Source organism: Micromonospora lupini (assembly GCF_026342015.1).
Classification (GTDB): Bacteria; Actinomycetota; Actinomycetes; order Mycobacteriales; family Micromonosporaceae; genus Micromonospora; species Micromonospora lupini_B.
On record NZ_JAPENL010000001.1, the window covers coordinates 1,811,602 to 1,833,356 of the forward strand.

Genomic DNA, 21,755 nt, shown 5'->3' on the forward strand with positions numbered 1-21,755 from the left:
CCTCGTGGGTCCGGGCCGGTGCCGGGCAGGTGTGTCATCGACGTGCCGGCTCGGTGGCCGGAACGTGGTGGTCAGGTGCTCTGGGGTGCGGTCGTCGACGGCTCGAGGGCGGCGCGCAGTGTGAAGCGGCTGTTGGCCCACACGACATAGAGCAGTGGCGCGGCGGCGAGGCCGAGCGCGATCGCGGGGCGGGCCGCCAGAATCTGGGCGAGCAGCGCGAGCACGAGCAGGGACGCGGCGGTGAGGTACCACCGGCGCACCGCCAGATACACGCAGGTACGGGCAACCTCGCGCAGCGGCGCGCGGGGTCGTTCGGCGATGGTCACCAACCCGAGCAGCGTGGTCGCGACGGTGAGGACGATCAGGGTCGCCAGCACCGGCAGGGCGAGCGCTCCGACCCGGTGACCCCACGCGGCGCGGGCGTCGACGGCGAGCACCACCAGGGCGGTCATGGCCGCCGCCGTCCAGAGCATCGCCGGCCGGGCGGTGGCTCGCCAGGCGCGGCCGAAGGTGCGCAGCACGCCGCCGGTGTCGCCGGCCGAGTAGGCGGACATGACCGTGAAGGCGGCACAGAGCCCAGGCGCGCAGAGCGGGGTGGTCAGCGCGTACAGGGGCCAGGAGCGCGCCGCCTCGGTGGTGAACGCGAGCGTCACCAGTGGCAGGCAACCGAGCACCAGCAGCACGTTGGTGACCAGCGCGACGTAGATCCCGTCGAAGACGGCGGTGATGGTGTTGTGGCGCGATCGCATGGGCCTCAACCCTTCAGTCCGGTCGAGGCGACACCCTCGATGAAGTAACGCTGGCCGAGCAGGAAGATGACAGCGACGGGCAGCACGGACAGCACCGAGCCCGTCATGATCAGCGCGTACTCGGCGTTGTACTGGGAGATGAAGGTGTTCAGGCCCAACTGGATGGTGCGCAGCTCCGGGCTGCGCAGGTAGATCAGTGGGCCGAGGTAGTCGTTCCAGGTGGTCGTGAACATCAGCAGGGCCAGACTGGCAAGCGCCGGCCTGGACAACGGCAGGATGATCCGTCGGTAGATGCCGAACTCGCTGAGCCCGTCGACCCGCGCCGCTTCGCTGAGCTCCTCGGGGATCGTCTCGTAGAACTGCTTCATCAGGAACACGCCTACCGCGCCGAACGCCTGTATCGCGACGATCGACCACAGCGTGTTCGACAGGTGCAGCTTCGACATGAGGATGAACTGCGGGATCATGTACGACTGCCAGGGCACCGCGATCGTCCCGACGTACGCCAGGAAGAGCAGGTCGCGGCCGGGGAAACGGACGCGGGCGAAGCCGTAGGCCGCGAAGCTGCCGGTGAACACCTGCAGGAAGGTGACGACTACCGACAGCAGCAGGGTGTTCCGCAGCCACGTCGTCATGTCCGAGCGCTGCCAGATGTCGACGTAGTTTCGCCACACCACGGGGTCGGGGAGCCAGGTGATCGGGATGGTGAAGACGTCGTTGTTGGTCTTCAACGACGCCACCACCATCCAGAAGAACGGCAGCAGCAGCCCGGCCGCCGCGAGCACGAGAGCGGCGTACCCGAGAAGTCGCCCGCCCCGGGACCTGACACGTCGGACGGACGTCGCGTGGTTGCCGGGCGGGACGATGGCCGGGACGGGCGTGGAGAGGTCGGTCGCGGTCATCAGCTGTTCCTCCGCTTGTTGACCCAGAACTGGATGACCGTGATGCCGAAGCAGATGGCGAACAGGACGATGGAGACCGCCGAGGCGTAGCCGAACTGGTTCTCCTCGAAGCCCTTCTGGTAGATGTACTGCGAGAGCACAAGCGTCGACTGACCCGGTCCGCCGCCGGTCATCACGAGGATGAGGTCGAAGACCTTGAAACTCTCGATGGTGAGCAGCACCGTGACGAAGAAGGTGGTGTGCCGCAGGCCGGGCATGGTCACGTGCACGAACCGCTGCCACGGTGAGGCGCCGTCGGTCTCGGCCGCCTCGTAGAGCTGGGCCGGGATGGTCTGCAGGCCAGCCAGGAACAGCAGCATGTAGTAGCCCATGTACCGCCAGGTGCCGACGATGATGACCGCAGGCATCGACCAGGTCGCCGACGCGGTCCAGCCCGGCGGATTGTCCACCCCGACGGCGCCGAGGAGAGCGTTGATCGGGCCGTACTCCGGGCTGAACAGCTGGTTCCAGACCACCGCGATCGCCACGATCGAGGTGATGTAGGGGAAGAAGGCGACGGTGCGGAAGAACCGTACGCCGCGCAGTTTGCGGTTGAGGAGCAGCGCCAGCCCGAGTGCCGCCGCGAGGGTCAGCGGGATGTGGAAGACGGCGTAGTAGACGGTGTTGCGCAGCGCGGTCCAGAAGCTCGCGTCGCTCCACAACCGCCTGAAGTTGGCGGTGCCGGTCCACTCGGCCACCCCGAAGACGTTCCAGTTGGTGAACGCCACGTAGAACAGCACCGCGACGGGTAGCAGGGTGAGCCCGACGAAGCCGATGAAGTTGGGCAGGATGAACGACCAGCCGGCGACCGTGTTGCGCCACACCAGACGCCGGTACTTGGGTCGCGTGCGCGGCAGTGTTGCCATAGGGGAGTCTCCGGGAGCGATCGGCGTGGCGGCGGGTCCGGCATGCGGCAGAGGCGCGCGCCGGGCCCGCCGTGACCTCACTGGTTGAGGACCTCGTTCTTGGCGCGGGTCTGCGCCTCGCTCAGCGCGGCATCGACACCCTTGCTGTCGGAGAGGATCGTCGAATGCGTCTCGTTGAGGAGATTTTGCAGGCCGGCGGTGTGCTTCGAGACGGGGTTCTCCGGCTTGATCGTGTGTTTGGCGTAGGCGAACTTCGACAGCTCGTCCTGCGGTACGCCGTCCAGACCGAACAGGCTCGCGGTGACCGCGTCGGTGGCCTGTGCGGGGGTGATGCCGATCCCGGCCAGTGCCTTGCCGGCCTCCGGGCCGGCCGCGTACTTGAGGAAGTCCTTCGCCACGGCGGCCTTCGACTTGCTGATCTTCGGGTTGATTCCCAGGCCGGTCGGGTCACCGAAGGTGACAGGCGTGGCGGAGGTGCCGGTGGTCGACTTGTCGAACTGCGGCGCCGGTGCCATCCCCCACTGGAACTTGTCGGCGTCACCGCTCTTTCGCTGGTTGAGCAGCGTGGCCACGTACCAGGTGCCCATCAGCAGCATCGCCGACTGCTGCTTGCCGAACTGCGCCTGGTAGGTGAGTTTGTTGGTCTTCGCCGTGCCGAAGGTCGGCTGCGCGCCGGACGCCTGCAGGTCCAGTGACCGCTCGTAGTACGGCTTCAGGAAGCCGAAGTCCCCGGAGAGCAGGTCCGCGTTGGGGGTCTGGGCGAGCGCGAATCCCTGCACTGTCGACTGGAAGGTGTGCTGGTAGGCGCCTGTCGCGTTCGAGCCGGCCCCCTTCAGCCCGGTGTGCAGTCGCTTCGCCGCGTCGGTGTAGTCGTCCCAGGTCCAACTGCCGTCCGGCAGCGGCACCTTCGCCTTGGCGAACAGATCCTTGTTGTAATAGAGCACCCACGAGTCCTGCCGGTACGGCACCGCGTACGCCTTGCCGTCCACCTGGTACGACGCGAGCGCAGGGCTCGAACCGAGATCCGTGGTGGCGTCGGAGACGTCGAGCAGCTGACCGCCGCTCTGGTACGTGTAGAAGTTCTTGAGGTTCTTCATGACGTACACGTCCGGGGCGGTGCCGGCGGCCAGGTCCGTGATCATCTGGGTGTCGTAGTCGTTGCCCGGGGCGTACTCCTTGAGCTCCACCGTCACGTTCGGGTGGGTCGCCTTGAAGCCGTCGGCGAGCGTCTTGAACTCGGGCGTGGACGCGAGGCTCCAGCCGGCCAGGGTGATCGTCACCGGGGCGTTGGGGTCGACTGGCTCGTCTCCGCCCCCGCAGCCGCCAAGAACAAGCGTCAGGGCCGTCGCAGCGCTGATGACGGCCGGTATCGCACGCTTCATCCCTCTCTCCTTCAGGTCAAGGGGCCCGGACGGGCCCGCACTGCTACCAGGCCGCTCGGGTGGGCCTGGCATGTTCCGTGTCCAGACGGGTCGACGTGCTGATTCCGTCGGGCCAATCGACCGCCAGATGGAGGCCGGCGCCGTCCTCGTCGACCACGGCCTGGCAGGTCCGCCGGGCCGTGGCTGCCGGCACTGTGGACAACTCGATGAGGGCGGCGACCCGTGCGCCCGGCCGGACGGGGTGGTCCAGCCAGGGCACGACGAGCCCGCCGGTCAGGGGCCCGCCGCGCGGAACGGCTGTGACGCCGGCCGATCCGCCACCTAGCACGCTTTCCAGCCTGCTGGTCAGGCCGGCCCCGGTCACGACCGCCACCCGGTCGTCGAAGGTCGCCGTAGCGTCCCCGGCAACTGCCCAGCCGCCGACGCGCAGCAGCAGCGCCGCCGCGTCGAGACCGTCGGCGAGGTCGTCGACGCCTGTCAGACGGAACTCCCACGGGCCGCGGACCAGCGAGTACACCGTGAGGTGCCCGGCCGGTCGGTACCGGCCCGCGCGGCCGCCGCCGTGATCGCGCTGACCCGGATCCGGATCGACCCAGTGGACGAGGGCACGTGATCCGGCGACGCCCACGCCGTCGGCGTCGACGCGCACGGTAAGCGTGCGCATGCCGGCGCGGTGGGTCACCCGGCCCGCGTCGTCGACGAGGGTGACGGACTGGTCGAGCGGACTGAGCCAGCCGCTGTCGTCGAGGACGGGGCTGGTGGCGGTGGAGTAGCCCAGCCGGGCGTAGAGCGGCGAATCTCCGACGGTGGCGCCCTCGACGGCATGGTCGGTGCCGTGGTTGACGACGCGGACGATCCCGTCGGCACGGGTGCCGGAGACCAGCCAGCCGGGCGCGTGTATCGCCCGTACCTCGTCCCGCTCCTGCACCGGCAGTGGCTCCTCGGGGGCCGACCACACCGGATGGTCGGCCGGCAGCGCGATGCCGAGCAGGCCCTTGCTGGCCCAGTACGGCGAGCCCGGCCCGGAGTACGACTGCGCCAGGCGCGGCCACGGCCGGTGCCAGCCGAGGGTGAGCAGGCCGCGTTCGTCCAGAGCGCCGTTGGCGACGAAGTGGCGCACGATGCGGGTGGCCGCGCCGCGCAACTGGCCCAGGCTGACCGAGGGCACGCCGGCGATGGCGCCGACCCAGAACGGCGCCGCCGCGGCGAAGCGGTAGATCAGGCTTCGTCCCTGGATCAACGGTGCTCCGTCGGCGCCCACGAGCGCGACCGCGTCGCGCAGGAAGCGGTCGAGGCCCGCCAGGTCCCGTTCGCGGCGCTGCTCGGCAAGGTCGGCGGCACCGGCCATTCGCGCCCACAGCGTCGGGTACAGGTGCAGGGCCCAGCCCACATAGTGGTCGTACGCGCGGTCCGGCCCGTCGGACATCCAGCCGTCCCCGCGGGCGAAACCGTCGTGCGTGCGCAGGTCCTCGGCCATCTCGTCGAGCGAGTGCGGCCCGCCCACCGACCGCAGGAACGTCTGGACGACCAGCCGGAACCAGACCCAGTTGATCCGCGGGTACGTGTCGTCGCCGACCGCGGGGCGCAGGTAGTCGACCACTCGCTCCTGCACCGCGGACGGCAGCCGGTCCCAGATCCACGGGCGGGTCAGGTCCAGGACCAGCGCGATGGAGGCGGCCTCCACCTTGGCCTGGGGGTGCTCGTCCAGGCGTACCCAGCGGTCTGGAGCGCTCGGGTCGGTGCCGGCGGCGATGCCTGTCGCGTACCGGTCCACCAGCTCGTCCACGCCCACTCCCCGGGCGCCGGTGATGCGGAAACCGGCCAGGAGGAAGGTGCGGGCGAAACCCTCCAGGCCGTCGACGGCCCGCCCGTAGCCGCCCTCCGGGCCGGGAAGGGTGACGAGGGCGCGGCCGGGCGACGCGAACGGCCGGGTCGCGGCGAGCATCCGGTCGGCGAGGGCCAGCAGGTCATCCCGGTTCCAGGTCGCGGCGGTAGCGGCATCCGGGGCCGCCCCCGGTGCCAACTGGCCGGTCGTCCCGGACGTCATCCCAGATCCTGTCGCATCGATCCGTCTCCGTGGAGTGTGGCGAGCGGGGCGTTGCCCACGAATGTGACGGGCCGGCATCCGCGAGGTTTCCGAAGTAAAACGCTCACATCAGATCAAGTCAATGCTGATCTCAAACCAGTTCGAGCACATCCGATCAAAAGGACACACGTAGCCGCTGTGGCCTGCGGCGACGAGGACCGCCGTTCGGCCTGGCCGCGGCTCGATCGGCCGCAACCCATGACAGACGGGCCAGCGCGTTCAACGCCACAACTGATCTGATACGATCAGAATCACTCATAGCCGCTCTGTCAGCCCGAGGGGCCATGGCCGTCGCAGACCGTCTCGCCGCCCGTCCGGCTGCGGTGGCGGGCAACAGGATGGAATTGCTGGCACGGGTGCCCGCGCAGCCGCGTTCAACCCGCCCGGCAAGCTCGTCGTCACCACGCGAGAGCTCTCGCCGTACGAAGCGTTCCTCGGAGGTCTCCCCCATGACCAAGGACAGTCCCGGCGTCGCCACGGCGGAGGCGTCCCGCGCGCCGCTTCAGGTCGCCCGCCGCCAGCAACTGCTGGCAGCCCTGCAACGCGACGGCTCGATGCGCGTCTCCGACCTGTCACACGTGCTCGGCGCCGCGCCTGTCACCATCCGGCGCGACATCGCGGAGCTCGCCGCCGAAGGATTGGTCCGCCGGGTCCACGGTGGGGTCGCCCTGCTCCTGCCCGACGACGTCCCGGCAGCCGAGGAGCCGGCCGCCACGGGCCTGAACCCGCTGGGCGGGCGCACCCTCGGCATGCTCGTGCCCTCGTTGGACTACTACTGGCCGGACGTGGCGCGCGGCGTCGAGAGCGCCGCCCGCGAGCTGGACATGCGCGTGGTTCTGCGCGGCTCCTCCTACGACACGGAGGACGACCAGCCGCAACTGGCCCGCATGGTGGGGCGGATGGGCGTCGATGCGCTGATCATCGCGCCGAGCATGGCCGCGCCGACCGCCGAGCGCACCATCGAGTGGCTCGACCAGGTCGGCGTTCCCGTCGTCCTGCTGGAACGCACCGCCACGGTCGGCAGCCATCACGCCGTCATGGAATCGGTGGTCACCGACCACGCGCTCGGTGCGGCCATGGCGGTGCGCCACCTCACCTCACTCGGACACCGCAAGGTCGGCCTGGTGCTCGACGCCGACAGCCCCACCAGCCAGCACGTACGGCGCGGCTGGCTCGATGCCACGACCGAGTACGGCCTCGACTCGGACGCGACGGTGGTGGCCGTAGTGCCCGACACGCGGTCGCCCGAGCGGGACACCGTGCTCGACGGCGTACTCGACAGGTGCCGGGCCACCGGGACGACGGCGCTGCTGGTACACGCCGACGCCGAGGCGATCGCGCTCGTGCAGCACTGCGAGGAGCGGCACCTCTCCGTCCCCGGCGACCTCTCCATCGTGGCGTACGACGACGAGGTCGCCGGGCTCTTCAGCCCGCCACTGACCGCGGTCCGACCGCCGCGACGCTCGATCGGACGGGCCGCCGTGCGTCTCGTCGCCGACCGGCTCGCCGACCCCGACCGACCGACGCACCGGATCGTCATCAGCCCATCGCTGCGGATCCGGGAGTCGACCGCGCCGCCACGGGCGTAGGTGCTCTTCACGGCCCCCACCTGCGGCCCCTACGAAGCACCGTCGCCGGCGGTGGCGGCGCGCAACTCCTTGAGCACGTACATGGCGGCCCTCTCGACGACGCGGATGCCCTCCTTCTGGCTCACGTGATGGTCGGAGAGCACGGCGATCAGCCAGTCGTGACGGGCCTCGACGATCCGTCCGATGCTGTTGACGAGCCAACGGCCACCGTCCACATCGACGGTGTCCCAGCCGTTCTTGACGTAGTAGGAACGAGTGTCCGGCTCGCGCGCGGCGGTGACTCCCCATCGTTGCTCGGGGATCACCTTCTTCATGAGGCCCATGATGAAAGTACGGTCCTGCGGGGTCAGCGGTCCCGTCGGCGACGTCAGCGCGGTCAGCAGACGGAGCTGGTCGTCAGCCGTGGTAGTGGTGATTCCCCAGTGCGAGCTGGGCTTGGTCTCCCGTAGACCGAGTGCACGGTTCGCGGCGGCGAGGCCACGCGAACCGTCGATCCGCTGCCACAGGGCTATCGCCGCGTCGTTGTCACTGGACACGATCATCTTCTCGGCCAACCGTCGGGTGTCAGCGCTCAGGGCCCTGCCCGGCGGGCTCTGGCGTAGCAGCAGTGCCGCGAGGATGTTGACTTTGACGACGCTGGCGGTCTCGAACCGTCTGGCGCCCGCCGTCACCGCAGCCGTTCCCTGTCGGTCCCGCGCCGCGACCGCCAGGTGGCCGTCGTACCGCTCCACGTAGGCCCTGATGCGCGTCCTCGCCTGGTCGATCCGGTCGACGGCCGGCGTGGTGGGGACCGGACTGGCAGGGGAAGGACCGCGCGATGGACCAGCTCCGTCGCCGTCGCGAGCGCGCGTGGCACCGAAGGCTGCCGTCGCGACACCTGCCAGGGACATGGTGCCCAACGCGACGACCCAGCGGCGCGACACCTGCCGTCCTCCGCGCTCAGCCAAGGCGGGCCACCGCCCTCGCCGCGATCGAGTCCACCGCTGCCCTACTGCTCGGATCAGGCAGGCGGACCGTCGAAACGGTCTCCCCTCGCTTCAGCATCACGAAGTAGGTGACGGTATCCGGGACGTCCCCACGGGCGATGCGACCTCGGATGAGCATGCCAGCACCCTTCAGGTAGTGGGGATCGACGACGTCGAACGAGACCTGGGATCCGAGGACCGGGTAGCTCGCGCACCGCAACAGGACCCGACGGACGTCATCGGTGTTCCGCTCGGCCCATCCAGGTTCGTACGTCTCCACGACGTGGTAGGCCGACGACGAGCCGTCAGGCGGCCGGTAGTAGCGCTCCACGGCGGTGCGCCGGTGCGACTTGGCCGGGTAGTCGCCGCTCTGATAGTTGGGGCAGTTGTCCTGCTCCCACGGCCAGGGCGGCAGACCGGTTCGAGCATCGGCCACACGCCAGTCCGCTCCCAGATCGCCCGCACCCAGCAGTTGGCTCAGATCGCCCCGATCCGCGTTCGCGCTGCGTCGCTCCTCGGCACCGACGTCGGACTCCCGCCGATCGCATCCCGCGGCCATCACGACCAGCGCCGACAGGACTGCCAGCACGACAGCGGCCGAGACTCGGCCCCTACCGCGAATCCGGCCGCGGCATGTCCTGCTCCTCGACTCAGACACCGGACACCTCCCCCAAACGCACAAATATTTGCCAACCACGGTGGCGCTTCAGACGACGATGCGTGGTGGCGCGTTCGTCGCCGCCGCAGCGCAGGCACAGCGGCCGACGGCCCGACACCACCGGAATCCGCCGCTCCCCCGCCGCGGACGGGACCGGTCAATGGCGTTCCTCGGCGAACAGGTCGCAACGGGTCTCCGCGAGCAATTCGCGCAGGCGGCTGAGGGAGCGCATGCTCTGGCTCTTGACGACCGCGATGGAGACGCCCACCACCTCGGCGGTTGCCTCCACGCTCAGGTCGTCCCAGTAACGGAGGACGATGATCGCCCGGTCCCGCATCGGCAGGGTGGCGACCGCGTCCAGCAACGTCATGCGCAGCTCAGCCGGATGTTCCTCGCCCCGCTCCGGGGGCGCCGACATCGCGAGCTCGCGGCTGGAGCGACGCCGCTGCTGGTCGATCATGCAACGAAGCAGTATCTTGCGGGCGTACGCGTGAGGGTCGTCGGCCCGGCGGACCCGCCTCCAGTTGGCGTACACCTTGGCCAGCGTCGTCTGGGTGAGGTCCTGGGCGAGATGCCAGTCGCGACACATCAGGAACGCGGCGTCGCGCAGCCGGCCAGCGGCCGCCTGCGCGAACTCCAGGAAGTCCTCGTCAGCCATTCGACCGGGCCAGCGCCGGGAACCTCTTGGCACCGTTGATGACGTACTCGGTCGGCAGTCTCGTCCCCCAGATCGGGTTGGCGGCGATCTCGGTCGCCTCCTTCAGGGACAGGACGGGCGGTGCCGACAGCTTGCCCTTGCCGTCCCAGGCCAGGCAGGTGGAAATCATCAGATCGACCTGAAGACCATCGCGGTGGTGCACGGTGATCATCTGGTTCTGCACGCAGTTGTCGGGTACCTCGGTCAGCTCCACAGTCCCCGGGGCCGGGTCGCCGCCGAGCCTGTCCCGGTAGATGGAGAGCCGCAGCATCCCCGGTCCATCGCCCCGGTCCAGGTAGAGCTGGACGAACGGCATGCCGGGGCCTGCTCCACTGCTCTCCAGACTCGCAAAACCGCTTGTCTCTCCCGGGGGCAGCAGCCGGGTCAGCAGTTCCAGCGCGCCCTGCGGTGTGGTCGTCAGCAGCTCACCGCCCGGCCCCCGCCCAATCGTCAGGGTGTCGATCACTCTGGGCGAGGGAGCCGACGGCACGAGCCGATGGGGCGCATCTCCGTGCTCCTCGTCGGCGCCCGTCTCGATCCCGCCCGGTGCGCCACCGGAGGACGCAGCCGGGGACGGCGTGGCGATGTCGACAGACCCACCCGGCAAACCCACGTTTGGTCCGCCGGGCTGACCGACGTCGTGGGCACCGACACCGGGCGGCCCGGCGGCCAGGCCGATCACGAGCAGCATGGCCAACGCCGAGCCGCCGCCACCGAACTGCGCCAGGCGGCGTCGGCGACGCAGTCGGCGACCCTGCACCATCGACTGCTCGACCAGGTCACCCAGGGGCGGGGCGGGGTGTCGGGCCAGGTCGTCCCTGAAGCGCCTTCGGACGTCCCCCATGTCCCATCCCTTCTCGGCTGGCCGCCCGCAGTGGCGACCCGTCACTGACCTGACGGATTGGTCAGCCGATTTGGTTTCCGAATTTCGGCGTGAAATCTCAGTCACACCTGTCGGCTGAACGCGATGTTTCAGGACGTGTGCGGCCACCTCCGTAGCGTCACGTTTCTCGTGCCAGGAGCGTTGCTGCGGACGGACCTCGGCGGCCAACGGCACCGCGAGGGTGGCGACCGAGCCCATCCGATCCGGAAATGCCGCCGGTCCGGGGGTCGACCGCGCCGCCACAGGCGTAGCGGGTCTTCAAGTCCTCGGCCACCGACGGCGGACATGGCACGATGGCCGTGTCCTGCGCCGCCGGTGGCCGGGCACGACGCTTATGGAGTCGGGATGTCAGAACTGGCCGGCACGCCGGTGCCAGGGTTGGCGAAACTGTGGACGCACGATCCGGTCACCGCCGGCCCGTACCGGCTGGTCGGCCGGCTGGGCGCGGGTGGGCAGGGGGTCGTCTACCTCGGTGAGGACGACGCCGGTGACCGGGTCGCGGTCAAGATGGTCAACATCGATCTGAGTGACCCCCGGGCCCGGTCGCAGTTCGTGAAGGAGATCGCCGCCGCACGCCGGGTCGCTCCGTTCTGCACCGCGCAGGTGCTCTTCGCCGAGGTGGACGGCGAACGGCCCTACGTGGTCAGCGAGTTCATCGAGGGCCTGACCCTGCACCGCCACGTCCGCGAGCGCGGCCCGGTGACCGGAAACGCCCTGCACCGGCTCGCAGTCGGCACCGTCACCGCGCTCGCCGCGATCCACAGCGCCGGGGTGGTGCACTGCGATTTCAAGCCGGACAACGTGGTGTTGGGCGAGGACGGTCCCCGAGTGATCGACTTCGGTATCGCCCGCGCGTTGGGTGTCACCGAGACGGCGTCCAGCCGGGTCATGGGGACCACCGCGTACATGGCGCCGGAGCGGTTCCGCAACGATGCTGTCGGTCCGCCCTGCGACGTCTTCGCCTGGGCGGCCACGATCGCCTTCGCCGCCGGTGGTCGGCCGCCGTTCGGCAACGACTCGCTGTTCGCCGTGATGCACCGGGTGCTGCACGATCCGCCCGAGCTGCCGGCGTTGCCTCCCGTCCTGGACGAGCTGATCCGGGAGTGCCTGGCCAAGGACCCTGCCGACCGGCCGGGCGCCGAGCGCGTGCTGGTACGGCTGCTCCGGCAGGACGGCACGGTCGGCGAGCCGCTACGTCGGGAGACCCTGCTGGAGGTCGGCAACGAGACCGCTGGCGCACCGACGCCAAACGACCCGCTGCCGCAGGTCACGCCGACGGCGCCGCAGCCACGCCCGACGCGACAGCAGACACAGCCGCAGGCACCGACGCAGCCGACGGTGCCGACCCAGGCCCGACCGACCCAGCTGGTGACGACGCGGCCGGCACACCAGCCGGTGACGACGCGGCCGGTCCACCAGCCGGTGACGGAACCCCGCGTCGGTGCCGGAGGTGGTGGCGGCGCGTGGCGGCGGTTGCGTGGTGAGGCCCTCGACGCCTGGGGCATCTCGACCGCGCTCTTCCTCGGTTCGGCTGGCGCCGCAGCCGGCTACGTCGCGTCGAGCGCGACCGCCCCGGCCGCCGCGGCCGGTGGGGTCACCTTCGTCGTGGTCTACCTGGTTCGGCTGCTGGTCGCGACTGCGGTCGGGGGACGGCCCGACCACGGGTGACAGGCGCGCTGGGGTCAGGGTCACCGGCTGGCGCCGGATCGATAGGTTGACTGCCACCAGCCGCCTGCCGAGGAGGACGTCCCGATGGCCCCATCCGCTACGCGTACGCGGCAGTGGTTGCCGTACACCGCCGCCGTCACCGCCGGGCTGGTGGTCATCGCCGGGGCGTTCGTGTTCGTCCGGCAGCGCGAAGCGGGCAACGAGGGGGCGCGCGGCGACTGCGCCACCACCCTCCAGGTCAACTCCTCCACGGAGAAGGCGGCTCTGCTTGTCGAGCTGGCCGAGCGCTACAACCGCAGCGACAGGTCGATCGACGGCGGTGGCTGCGCCCAGGTGCACGTCAGTGCGCTGAACTCGGGCAAGGCCACCGAGGCGCTGGCCACCGGCTGGACCCACACCGGTCTGCCGCAGCCACAGGTCTGGCTGCCGACGTCGAGCCTGTGGACCGGTCAGCTCCGCCTGCTCGACCAGGCCGCCGGGCGGGAGCTGCAGACCCCGGACCGCTATCCGTCGATCGCCAACAGTCCGCTCGTGATCGCGATGCCGCAGCCCAAGGCCGAGCTGCTACGCCAGCGCGGGCCGCTGGGCTGGGGGGAGATCCTGGGCCTGTCCGGACGGGACGGGTGGGCGGGCTTCGGCAAGCCGGAGTGGGGCCGCTTCACCTTCGGCAAGGACAACCCGAACCTGTCCACCTCCGGGCTGGCGGCGACCATCGCCACCTACTACGCGGCGGTGCAACGGTCGAGCGACCTGACCCGGTCCGACCTGGCCGACCCCGCGGTCACCCAGTTCGTACGCCGGATCGAGGCCAACGTGTCGCACTACAGCGACGACTCGGTGGACCTCCTGCGCAGCCTCGCCGAGGCGGACCTGGCCGGCGGGGCGGGCAGTACTGACGACATGAGTGCCATAGTCCTCCAGGAGGAGCTGGTGGACCTCTACAACACGGGCGCGCTGAGTCCCCGGCAGGACGGGCAGGAGCGGGGTCGCCGGCCGAACGTGCCGCTTGTCGCCGTCCACCCCAAGGAGGGCACGTTCAACCTGGACCACCCGTTCGTGGTGCTGCCCACCGCCGATCAGCGGCAGCGTGCGGCGGCAGCCGACTTCCAGAATTTCCTGACCGAGGACGCCCAGCAGGAGAGCTTCGCCCGCCTCGGCTTCCGGGACCACGAGGGCCGCGCCTCGGCGGAGCTACTTGCCAGCGTCGGCGCCGAGCCCAGCGGCGGACTCAGCTACTTCAAGCCGCCGGCCCCGGAGGTGGTCGGCGCGATGCTTGACGGTTGGCGCACGCTCCGCAAGAAGGCCAACATCCTGATCGCCCTGGACACCTCGGGGTCGATGCAGACGATGGTCGGCACCCGCACCCGTTTCCAGGTCGCCTCGGCGGCGGCGGGCAAGGGCCTCGCGCTGCTCAACAGCGAAGACCGGGTAGGGCTCTTGTCGTTCTCCTCGGAGACCCCGAAGCGGCCGAAGAGCCCCTACCGGACGGAGGTGCCTCTCGACGAGTTCGACCAGAAGCGGATCAACAGCAAGATCGCCGGCCTGCATGTCGAGGGTGGCACCGCGCTCTACGCGACGGTCCGGGCCGCACACCGCGAGCTCGTCGACAGGTACGACCCGCAGCGGATCAACGCGATCGTCGTCCTGACCGACGGCAAGAACGAGTACAGCAAGGACAACGACCTGGCCCGGTTGCTCGCCGAGGTCGCCCTGGACCCGCAGCGTCCGGTGAAGGTGTTCTGCATCGCCTTCGACCGGGAGTCCGACTTCGCCACCCTGGACCAGATCGCCAAGGCATCGTCGGGCAAGGCGTTCGACGCCACCGATCCCGCCACGATCGACGAGGCATTCGTGAAGCTGGTCAGCAGCTTCTGACGCTCCCCCTGGCCCGCACCGGGCCCGTTCGCCGGCCCGGCGGCGCCGCCCACGTCCTGCGCCGCCGGCGTTGCGGCCGGCCTACGAACGACTTGCCGCCGCCGGGACTTCGCCGTCCCCGCCGCGCTCGCGTTACGGCAATGCCCGCCAGCCCGGAACTTTCGCGCTACGGCGTTCGACAAACGATGCAGCAGCAACCATCGGAGGAAGAACCCATGCGCACCACCACCAGCCCGTTCGGATCGCGCCGACGCTCGGCCGTTGCCCTCGCCACCGCCGCCGCGCTCGTGGCGGTCGGTGCCGCCGGCTGCGGCTCGTCCGACTCGCCGTCCTCCGCCCAGCCCGGCCCGTCGGCGAGCGCCGCCGCCGGCGTGGTCGCGATTCGCGACCCGTGGGTGAAGGCTGCCGACAAGGGGATGACGGCGGCCTTCGGGACCCTCGTCAACGACGGCGACGCCGACGTCACGGTGACCGGTGCCGCGACCTCGGTGTCGTCGATGGAGCTGCACGAGATGGCCATGCAGGACGGCAAGATGGTCATGCGGCAGAAGCAGGGCGGCATCGTGGTCAAGGCCAGGAGCACCCACGCGTTGGAGCCCGGCGGTGACCACCTCATGCTGATGAACCTCACCAGGCCCGTCCAGGCCGGCGACGAGTTGACCTTCACGCTCACCTTCGCCGACGGCAGGACCCAGCAGTTCAACGCCGTGGCCAAGCCGTTCACCGGCGCGCAGGAGAGCTACGCTCCCGGTCACGGCGAGCCGATGACCGGCATGAGCGCCACGCCGGAGATGAGCATGAGCCCGGCATCGTGACCGACACGCCGACTGCCCGGCCGGTGAGCAGGCGTGGCCTGCTCACCGGTGGGGCGCTGGCTGCGGGAGGCGCCCTGGCCGGCGGTGCCACGATCGCCGCGACGCGTACCGACGGGGGCGGGCGACCGGACGCGGTCGGTGCCGACGCGACGCCTGTGGCGAGCGCCGGCGGCCTGGTCGAGCCCTTTCACGGCACGCGCCAGGCCGGGGTGGCCACCGAACCGCAGGCGCATGCGTCGTTCGTGGCGCTCACCCTGCGGGCCGGCGTCGACCGGACCGCGCTGAGTCGGATGCTGCGACTGCTCACCGACGACGCGGCCCGTCTCACCCAGGGCACACCCGCGCTGGCCGACACCGAGGCCGAACTCGGGCTGCTGCCGGCACGGTTGACCGTGACCTTCGGCTTCGGGCCCGGCCTCTACCGCGCCGCCGGGGTCGACGATCGACGGCCGGCATCGGTCGCCGACCTGCCGTCGTTCCGCGTCGACCGCCTCCAGCCGGCCTGGACCGGCGGTGACCTGCTGGTGCAGATCTGCGCGGACGACGCGATCACCGTCGCCCACGCCCAACGAGTCCTGATGAAGGACAGCCGGCCCTTCGCCACCGTCCGATGGGTCCAGCAGGGCTTCCGGCGCAGCCCCGGCGTCGAGCCGGGCGGCCACACCCAACGCAACCTGTTCGGCCAGCTCGACGGCACCGCCAACCCCCGGCCCGGAGCCCCACTGGACACCGCCCTCTGGGTGCCGGACGGCCCGGCGTGGCTACGCGACAGCACCACAGTGGTGGTCCGGCGGATCAGCATGAACATGGAGACCTGGGATCTGCTCGGTCGGACCGATCGCGAACTCGCCATCGGCCGACGCCTCGACACCGGCGCCCCGCTCACCGGCACCGCCGAGCACGACGCACCCGACTTCGCCGCCACCGGCCCGGACGGCCTCACCGTCATCCCGGACTTCTCGCACCTGACCCGCGCCCACGTCACCGACGACAGGCTGAGGATCCTGCGTCGGCCCTACAACTACGACGGGGCGCCGACGGCGCAGGGTCACGCGGACAGCGGCCTCATCTTCACGTCCTACCAGGCCGACATCGCCCGGCAGTACCTGCCCATCCAACGCCGGCTGGCCGATCAGGACCTGCTCAACGAGTGGACCACGCCAATCGGGTCCGCCGTCTTCGCCATCCCGCCCGGTTGCCGGCCGGGAGGATGGATCGGCGAGCAGGTGCTCGCATGAGCGTGCAGTCGTCCCGCCCCGCCGCCGTCCGATTCGGCGCGGCGCTGCTCGCCGTCGTCGTGGCCCTGCTCATCCCGGCCAGCCCGGCGTGGGCGCACAACACACTCCGGTCGGCGGCACCGGTCCAGGAGTCGACACTGTCCCGCGCGCCCACCGAGATCGTGCTCGAGTTCGTGGAACGGCTCGACCCGCCGTTCACGACAATCGTGCTCACCGACGCCGCCAAGCGGAAGATTCCCACGGGCGACCCGGTGGTCGACGGGGCAAAGGGGTCGGTCCAGGTGACCGAGGCACTGCCGAACGGCAGTTACACGGTCGCCTACCGGGTCGTCTCCACCGACGGTCACCCGGTCCAGGGTTCGTACCCGTTCACTGTGGCCGACCCCGCTTCCAGCGCCGCGCCGATCGTCAGCGCGACGACCGAGGGGCTGCCCGCCGCCACGTCGGCGACGGACGACGGTGGTCGGGGTGCCGGCGTCCTGGCCGCCGGCGTCGCGCTGGCCATCCTCGTCGTGGTGGCCGCCGGGCTGCTGTGGCGACGAGCGAGCCGTCGATGACCAGACCGCTCCTCGCCAGGTCCGCCGGTCGGTCCCGGTCCGCGGTCCCACGTGCGGGGTCGGCGGCGTACGACTTGCTGACTGTCGTCGCCGCCTGCGCCTCGGGGGTCGCTCTGCTGCTGCTCGGTCTGCGGGTCGGAGGCGCCCTCACCGCCGCGATTCCGGGCCTGCCGGACGCGGGACCGGCCACGACCTGGGCGCTGCCGGTGGTCCGTCTGCTCTCCGACGGCCTCGCCACCGTCACCGTCGGCATGCTGGTGACCTCCGCCTTCCTGCTGCCCGGCGACGGACGGACCGTCTCGCCGCACGGTTACCTGCTGCTCCGGCGAGCGAGCGTCGGTGCGCTGGGGTGGGCGATCACTGCACTGTCGCTGCTGGTGCTGACGGTCTCGGACCTGCTCGGCCAACCGCCGGCGACGCTCAGGCCCGCGACTGTCGTCAGTTTCGCCACCACGATCTCGCAGGGGCAGTCGCTCATGCTGCAGGCCGGACTGGCCCTGACCGTGGCCCTGCTGGCCCGCGCCGGGGTGTCCCGGGGGCTGGCGGCGACAGTCACGATCCTGGCCCTGGTGGCGGTGCTGCCTCCGGCCTTCACCGGTCACTCCGCCGGGGCCGGCAACCACCAGATCGCCGTCACCTCCCTGGCCCTGCACGTCCTGGCCGCCGCGGTGTGGGTCGGTGGGCTCGTCGCCCTGGTGATGGTGCGGCGCAGTCGACTGCTGGCCGAGGCCGCCAGCCGGTACAGTCGCCTCGCCCTGGGCTGTTTCGTCGCCGTGACGGTCAGCGGGCTCGCCAACGCCACCGTCCGCCTCGGCGCCGTCGACCAGCTCTGGCAGTCCCGGTACGGCTGGCTGGTCCTCGGCAAGCTCGCCGCCCTGCTGATCCTCGGCGTGCTCGGTGCGGTACACCGCTCCCACACCGTGCCGGCGTTGCGGGCCGGGAGGCACCGGGCGTTCGGCCGACTGGCTGCCGGGGAGCTGATCGTCTTCGCCGCCACCGTGGGGCTGGCCGTGGCGCTGTCACGCAGCCCCACACCCATCCCCGACTCCGGCATCGACGCCGACCCGATCACCGAGCTGCTCGGCTTTCCGATGCCCACCGCACCCACCGCGGGCAACCTCCTCGGCCAACCGCTGCCGGACATGTTCTTCCTGACTCTCTGCGCCCTCGGTGTCGGCGGGTACCTGGCCGGCGTGCGCCGGATGCACACGGCAGGGCACCGCTGGCCGGTCGCCCGAACGGCGAGTTGGCTGGGCGGGATGCTCCTGTTGGCGGCGGCCACCGACCTCGGTGCCGCGCGCTACGCGTACGTGCTGTTCAGCGCGCACATGGCACAGCACATGGTGTTGTCGATGCTGGTGCCGATCCTGCTGGTCGGAGGCGCACCGGTCACGCTGGCCCTGCGCGCCCTGCGCCGACCCGCCGACCCCCAGGTACGCGGCGCCCGGGAATGGTTGCTGATCGCGTTGCACAGCCGTGCCACCAGACTCCTCACCCACCCGCTCGTCGCGCTGGGCATCTACACCGCGAGCCTGTTCGGCCTGTACCTCAGCGACCTGCTCGGCGTGCTGATGCGCTCCCACCTCGGTCACCTCGCGATGCTCACCCACTTCGTGGTCACGGGCTATCTGCTGTTCTGGGTGCTCATCGGCGTCGACCCGGGCCGCCGACGCCTCCCCCATCCCCTGCTGGTGATCATCCATCTGGCGTCGATGATGGCGCACGGCTTCTTCGGCCTGGTCCTCATGCAGACGACCACGGTCATCGCCCCCGACTGGTACACCGCGGTCCACCCCGCCTGGGCGTCGTCGCTGCTGGCCGACCAGAAACTCGGCGCCGGCATCGCCTGGGCGTTCGGAGAGCTGCCCGCCGTCCTCGTCATGGTCATCCTGATTCGTCAGTGGATTCGCGCCGACCACCGTGAACAGGGCCGCCTCGACCGGGCCGCGGACCGGGCCGACGCCACAGGCGCGGAGGACGACCTCGCCCGCTACAACGCGTTCCTCGCCGCGGCCGGAGGCACCGACGGCGACCCGGGCCGCACCGCCGGGCCCGACCGGCCCTGATCTCGCGGACCCGATCGTCCACTTTCCCGGGAACCACTGGCGTCTCTCGTCCGACTACCAATCAGGGCCGACGCGACACACCACCGGGCGACCAGACCAGTACGGGAAACAGCTTCGGATGCTTCCCGACTCTTCCGATCGGATCTCCATGTCTCTCACCGAGTTGTCCGGCGTACCGACGTCGGAGCCCTCCACCACCGCCGAGAAACCGGCCCGGCCGGCCCGGCGCACGTCACCGTTCGGCGCGCTGCTGCTGCGGCTGCACTTCTACGCCGGCATCCTCGTCGCCCCGTTCCTGGTGGTCGCCGCACTGACCGGCCTGGCCTACACCACGACACCGCAACTCGACGCGATCCTCTACGGCGACCAGCTGACCGTCGACCAGGTGGGTGACCGCCCGCTCCCGCTGGCCGAGCAGATCGGGGCAGCGCGCAACGCGCACCCCGACGGGAGCATCATCACCGTGCAACCCGGCGACGGCGACCGGACCACCAGGGTCGTGTTCTCCCTGCCCGAGCTCGGCGAGAAGCAACACACCGTCTACGTCAACCCGTACACCGCCGAGTCCCAGGGGCAGCTCACCACCTGGTTCGGCTCCACGCCGGCCGTCACCTGGCTGGACGACCTGCACCGCCACCTGCACCTGGGCACGGTGGGTGAGAACTATTCCGAGCTGGCGGCGAGCTGGCTGTGGGTGATGGCGCTCGGCGGGGTCGTCCTCTGGTGGCGTCGACGCGGCGCCACCCGAGCCACCGCTCGGCACCTGCTCGTACCGGACCTGTCCGCCGGCAGGGGTGTCCGCCGCACCCGGGGCTGGCACGCGACCACAGGCATCTGGCTGACAGTCGGCCTGCTCTTCCTCTCGGCCACCGGCCTGACCTGGTCCCGCTACGCCGGCGCGAACTTCGCCGCCGGCCTCGACGCGCTCAGCGCCCGTACGCCGGAGATCTCCACGAGCCTCGCCGCCGTTCCCGCCGAGCCTGCCGGCGGTCACCACCACGGTGACGCCGTCGCGGGCGGGACTGTCGAGTCGGCGGCCTTCGACCGGGTCCTGACAGTCGCCCGCGACGCGGGCCTCTCCGGGCCGGTCGAGATCACCCCCGCGCCGGGGCCGGGCACCGCCTGGACCGTCACGCAGACCGACAACACCTGGCCGGTCCACAAGGACCGCATCGCCGTCGACCCGGCCACCAGCACGATCACCGCCCGCAGCGACTTCGCCGACTGGCCCCTGCTGGCCCAACTGAGCGGTCTCGGCATTCAGGCCCACATGGGTCTGCTCTTCGGCGTGGCCAACCAGATCCTGCTCGCCGCGCTCGCCCTCGGTCTGCTCTGCGTCATCGTCTGGGGCTATCGCATGTGGTGGCAACGCCGACCGACCCGCACCGACAGGCGCACCCTCGCCGGCACCCCGCCGGCCCGCGGCGGCGTACGCGGCCTGCCGCTCTGGACACTGCTGATCGGCGTACCGGTGATGGCGGCGATCGGTTGGGCGCTGCCCCTGTTCGGGAGCACAGTGCTCGCCTTCCTGGTCGTCGACGTCATCGCCGGCGCGGTGGCTCGACGCCGGCGACCTGCCGCCGCGCCCACCTCCCCGGCGCCCGCCGGCACCTGACGCCCGGCCACCCGTCCAGGGCAGGACGGCCGCTGTCCGGGCCGGCAGCGTGAGACGCGTGTGGCCGGCCACCGTCGCTCACGTGCCGGCGCCGGCCAGCGGCGCTGTGCTCTGCCGCACCACGAGTGTGGGGACGACCAACGGCAGGGGCTGCGGCACCGTGTCGTCGATGGCCTGGGTGACGGCCGTGATGGCCCGTCGACCGACCGCGTCGAAGTCCTGCTGGATCGTGGTCAACGGCGGGATCAGATAGGCCGCCTCGGGGACGTCGTCGAATCCGACGACGGAGATGTCCTGTGGCACTCGCCGCCCACGCTCGTGCAGCGCGCGCAGCACACCGATGGCCATCTGGTCGTTTGCGGCGAAGACCGCTGTGGTCCCGGGCATCTCGCAGACTCGCAGCCCGGCGACGTAGCCGCTGTGCGCCCTCCAGTCGCCCTGGACCGGCTCGGGCGGGCGTAGGCCCGCCGCGGTCATCGCCGCGCGCCAGCCGTCGCGACGGGCGCGCGCCTCCGCCCAGTTGAGCGGGCCGGACACGTGCACGATCTCCCGGTGTCCGAGGCCGAGCAGGTGGTCGGTCGCCATCCGGGCGCCGAGCACCTGGTCGACGCCGACGGTGACGCTGGCCCTGGACAGGTCGCCCTCCACCACGACGAAGGGGACGCCGGACCGGGTCATCCGCACCACCTCGAGCGCCTCGTCGTTGCCGGCGATCATCACGACGCCTTCCACGCCGACGCGCATGAGGTGTTCGGTGGCGTCGCTGAGCGCCCGTACCGTCACCTCGGAGAGGCTCACCGAGGTGGCGAAGTAGCCGGCGGCGCGGGCGGCATCCTCGACACTGCGGTGGATGCTCGTCGGACCGAACAGCGTCCGGGCCGTGCCGATGATGCCGATCATCCCGGACCGGCCGCGGACCAACGCGCGGGCTGCGGTGTTGGGGCGGTAGTCGAGCCGTCGGATGGCCTCGAGAACCCGCTCCCGCGTCTCGCGCCTGATGGCGGGCGCCCCGTTGATGACCCGGGACACCGTCTGGTGCGACACGCCCGCCAGGCGGGCGACGTCCGCCATGACCGGTGGCCGATGGGCGGCCGTCACCGCTTTC

18 protein-coding genes are annotated in these 21,755 nt (G+C 70.9%); 8 read left to right on the top strand and 10 right to left on the bottom strand.

Going from position 1 to position 21,755, the window contains the following annotated elements; genetic code table 11:
* Positions 1-71: 71 nt before the first annotated feature.
* The 5 genes from OOJ91_RS08005 to OOJ91_RS08025 all read right to left on the bottom strand — a co-directional run bounded on the left by OOJ91_RS08005 (position 72) and on the right by OOJ91_RS08025 (position 5,985).
* Entirely contained in the window at positions 72-749 is a 678-nt protein-coding gene (locus OOJ91_RS08005; protein ID WP_266243970.1) for a hypothetical protein, read from the bottom strand.
* A gap of 5 nt (positions 750-754) precedes the next feature.
* A complete protein-coding gene (locus OOJ91_RS08010) occupies positions 755-1,651 on the bottom strand; it encodes a carbohydrate ABC transporter permease (protein WP_266243971.1) in 897 nt (298 codons plus the stop codon).
* Positions 1,651-2,556, bottom strand: a complete 906-nt coding sequence (locus tag OOJ91_RS08015) for a carbohydrate ABC transporter permease (protein WP_266243973.1) — start codon at positions 2,554-2,556, stop codon at positions 1,651-1,653. The genes OOJ91_RS08010 and OOJ91_RS08015 overlap by 1 nt, the downstream gene beginning before the upstream one ends.
* Before the next feature lie 77 nt (positions 2,557-2,633).
* On the bottom strand, positions 2,634-3,938 hold the full coding sequence (locus OOJ91_RS08020) for an ABC transporter substrate-binding protein (RefSeq protein WP_266243975.1): 1,305 nt from the start codon (positions 3,936-3,938) through the stop codon (positions 2,634-2,636).
* Between the two features lie 43 nt (positions 3,939-3,981).
* Positions 3,982-5,985, bottom strand: coding sequence for a DUF2264 domain-containing protein (locus tag OOJ91_RS08025; protein ID WP_266243976.1), 2,004 nt, complete (start codon positions 5,983-5,985; stop codon positions 3,982-3,984).
* A 488-nt stretch (positions 5,986-6,473) separates the two neighbouring features.
* Between OOJ91_RS08025 and OOJ91_RS08030 the strand changes: the two genes are divergently transcribed.
* Positions 6,474-7,613 carry a substrate-binding domain-containing protein gene (locus OOJ91_RS08030; RefSeq protein WP_266243977.1) on the top strand — a complete coding sequence of 380 codons (1,140 nt, stop codon included), beginning with the start codon at positions 6,474-6,476 and terminating at the stop codon, positions 7,611-7,613.
* A 29-nt stretch (positions 7,614-7,642) separates the two neighbouring features.
* Here OOJ91_RS08030 and OOJ91_RS08035 read toward each other — a convergent pair whose 3' ends face one another.
* From OOJ91_RS08035 to OOJ91_RS08050, 4 genes are all read right to left on the bottom strand, one after another.
* Positions 7,643-8,344: a serine hydrolase gene (locus OOJ91_RS08035; protein WP_266243979.1), complete on the bottom strand. Its 702-nt coding sequence runs from the start codon at positions 8,342-8,344 to the stop codon at positions 7,643-7,645.
* Positions 8,345-8,552: 208 nt separating this feature from the next.
* On the bottom strand, positions 8,553-9,167 hold the full coding sequence (locus OOJ91_RS08040; protein WP_266243981.1) for a hypothetical protein: 615 nt from the start codon (positions 9,165-9,167) through the stop codon (positions 8,553-8,555).
* A 226-nt stretch (positions 9,168-9,393) separates the two neighbouring features.
* Entirely contained in the window at positions 9,394-9,894 is a 501-nt protein-coding gene (locus tag OOJ91_RS08045) for a SigE family RNA polymerase sigma factor (RefSeq protein ID WP_266243983.1), read from the bottom strand.
* Positions 9,887-10,777: a hypothetical protein gene (locus OOJ91_RS08050; RefSeq protein ID WP_266243985.1), complete on the bottom strand. Its 891-nt coding sequence runs from the start codon at positions 10,775-10,777 to the stop codon at positions 9,887-9,889. The genes OOJ91_RS08045 and OOJ91_RS08050 overlap by 8 nt, the downstream gene beginning before the upstream one ends.
* A 384-nt stretch (positions 10,778-11,161) precedes the next feature.
* Here OOJ91_RS08050 and OOJ91_RS08055 point away from each other — a divergent pair, with 384 nt between their 5' ends.
* The 7 genes from OOJ91_RS08055 to OOJ91_RS08085 all read left to right on the top strand — a co-directional run bounded on the left by OOJ91_RS08055 (position 11,162) and on the right by OOJ91_RS08085 (position 20,650).
* On the top strand, positions 11,162-12,484 hold the full coding sequence (locus OOJ91_RS08055; RefSeq protein ID WP_266243987.1) for a serine/threonine-protein kinase: 1,323 nt from the start codon (positions 11,162-11,164) through the stop codon (positions 12,482-12,484).
* An 84-nt stretch (positions 12,485-12,568) separates the two neighbouring features.
* Entirely contained in the window at positions 12,569-14,359 is a 1,791-nt protein-coding gene (locus OOJ91_RS08060) for a vWA domain-containing protein (RefSeq protein ID WP_266243989.1), read from the top strand.
* A 215-nt stretch (positions 14,360-14,574) separates the two neighbouring features.
* Entirely contained in the window at positions 14,575-15,174 is a 600-nt protein-coding gene (locus tag OOJ91_RS08065) for a copper chaperone PCu(A)C (protein ID WP_266243991.1), read from the top strand.
* Between the two features lie 23 nt (positions 15,175-15,197).
* Complete coding sequence (locus tag OOJ91_RS08070; RefSeq protein WP_439117054.1) at positions 15,198-16,412, top strand: Dyp-type peroxidase; 1,215 nt, start codon at positions 15,198-15,200, stop codon at positions 16,410-16,412.
* Complete coding sequence (locus tag OOJ91_RS08075) at positions 16,409-16,969, top strand: copper resistance CopC family protein (RefSeq protein WP_266243993.1); 561 nt, start codon at positions 16,409-16,411, stop codon at positions 16,967-16,969. The genes OOJ91_RS08070 and OOJ91_RS08075 overlap by 4 nt, the downstream gene beginning before the upstream one ends.
* Positions 16,966-19,035 (top strand): cytochrome c oxidase assembly protein, encoded by a 2,070-nt coding sequence (locus OOJ91_RS08080; RefSeq protein ID WP_266243994.1) that lies wholly within the window; start codon positions 16,966-16,968, stop codon positions 19,033-19,035. The genes OOJ91_RS08075 and OOJ91_RS08080 overlap by 4 nt, the downstream gene beginning before the upstream one ends.
* A gap of 148 nt (positions 19,036-19,183) precedes the next feature.
* Positions 19,184-20,650 carry a PepSY-associated TM helix domain-containing protein gene (locus tag OOJ91_RS08085; RefSeq protein ID WP_266243996.1) on the top strand — a complete coding sequence of 489 codons (1,467 nt, stop codon included), beginning with the start codon at positions 19,184-19,186 and terminating at the stop codon, positions 20,648-20,650.
* A gap of 78 nt (positions 20,651-20,728) precedes the next feature.
* Here OOJ91_RS08085 and OOJ91_RS08090 read toward each other — a convergent pair whose 3' ends face one another.
* Entirely contained in the window at positions 20,729-21,748 is a 1,020-nt protein-coding gene (locus tag OOJ91_RS08090; protein WP_266243998.1) for a LacI family DNA-binding transcriptional regulator, read from the bottom strand.
* Positions 21,749-21,755: the final 7 nt, after the last annotated feature.

Bases quoted from the DNA above. Each gene is read 5' to 3' on its own strand.
- OOJ91_RS08060 (WP_266243989.1), top strand. From the start codon at position 12,569: ATGGCCCCATCCGCTACGCGTACGCGGCAGTGGTTGCCGTACACCGCC.
- OOJ91_RS08015 (WP_266243973.1), bottom strand. From the start codon at position 2,556: ATGGCAACACTGCCGCGCACGCGACCCAAGTACCGGCGTCTGGTGTGG.
- OOJ91_RS08055 (WP_266243987.1), top strand. From the start codon at position 11,162: ATGTCAGAACTGGCCGGCACGCCGGTGCCAGGGTTGGCGAAACTGTGG.
- OOJ91_RS08030 (WP_266243977.1), top strand. From the start codon at position 6,474: ATGACCAAGGACAGTCCCGGCGTCGCCACGGCGGAGGCGTCCCGCGCG.
- OOJ91_RS08050 (WP_266243985.1), bottom strand. From the start codon at position 10,777: ATGGGGGACGTCCGAAGGCGCTTCAGGGACGACCTGGCCCGACACCCC.
- OOJ91_RS08045 (WP_266243983.1), bottom strand. From the start codon at position 9,894: ATGGCTGACGAGGACTTCCTGGAGTTCGCGCAGGCGGCCGCTGGCCGG.
- OOJ91_RS08020 (WP_266243975.1), bottom strand. From the start codon at position 3,938: ATGAAGCGTGCGATACCGGCCGTCATCAGCGCTGCGACGGCCCTGACG.
- OOJ91_RS08080 (WP_266243994.1), top strand. From the start codon at position 16,966: ATGACCAGACCGCTCCTCGCCAGGTCCGCCGGTCGGTCCCGGTCCGCG.
- OOJ91_RS08075 (WP_266243993.1), top strand. From the start codon at position 16,409: ATGAGCGTGCAGTCGTCCCGCCCCGCCGCCGTCCGATTCGGCGCGGCG.
- OOJ91_RS08065 (WP_266243991.1), top strand. From the start codon at position 14,575: ATGCGCACCACCACCAGCCCGTTCGGATCGCGCCGACGCTCGGCCGTT.
- OOJ91_RS08010 (WP_266243971.1), bottom strand. From the start codon at position 1,651: ATGACCGCGACCGACCTCTCCACGCCCGTCCCGGCCATCGTCCCGCCC.
- OOJ91_RS08025 (WP_266243976.1), bottom strand. From the start codon at position 5,985: ATGACGTCCGGGACGACCGGCCAGTTGGCACCGGGGGCGGCCCCGGAT.
- OOJ91_RS08085 (WP_266243996.1), top strand. From the start codon at position 19,184: ATGTCTCTCACCGAGTTGTCCGGCGTACCGACGTCGGAGCCCTCCACC.
- OOJ91_RS08005 (WP_266243970.1), bottom strand. From the start codon at position 749: ATGCGATCGCGCCACAACACCATCACCGCCGTCTTCGACGGGATCTAC.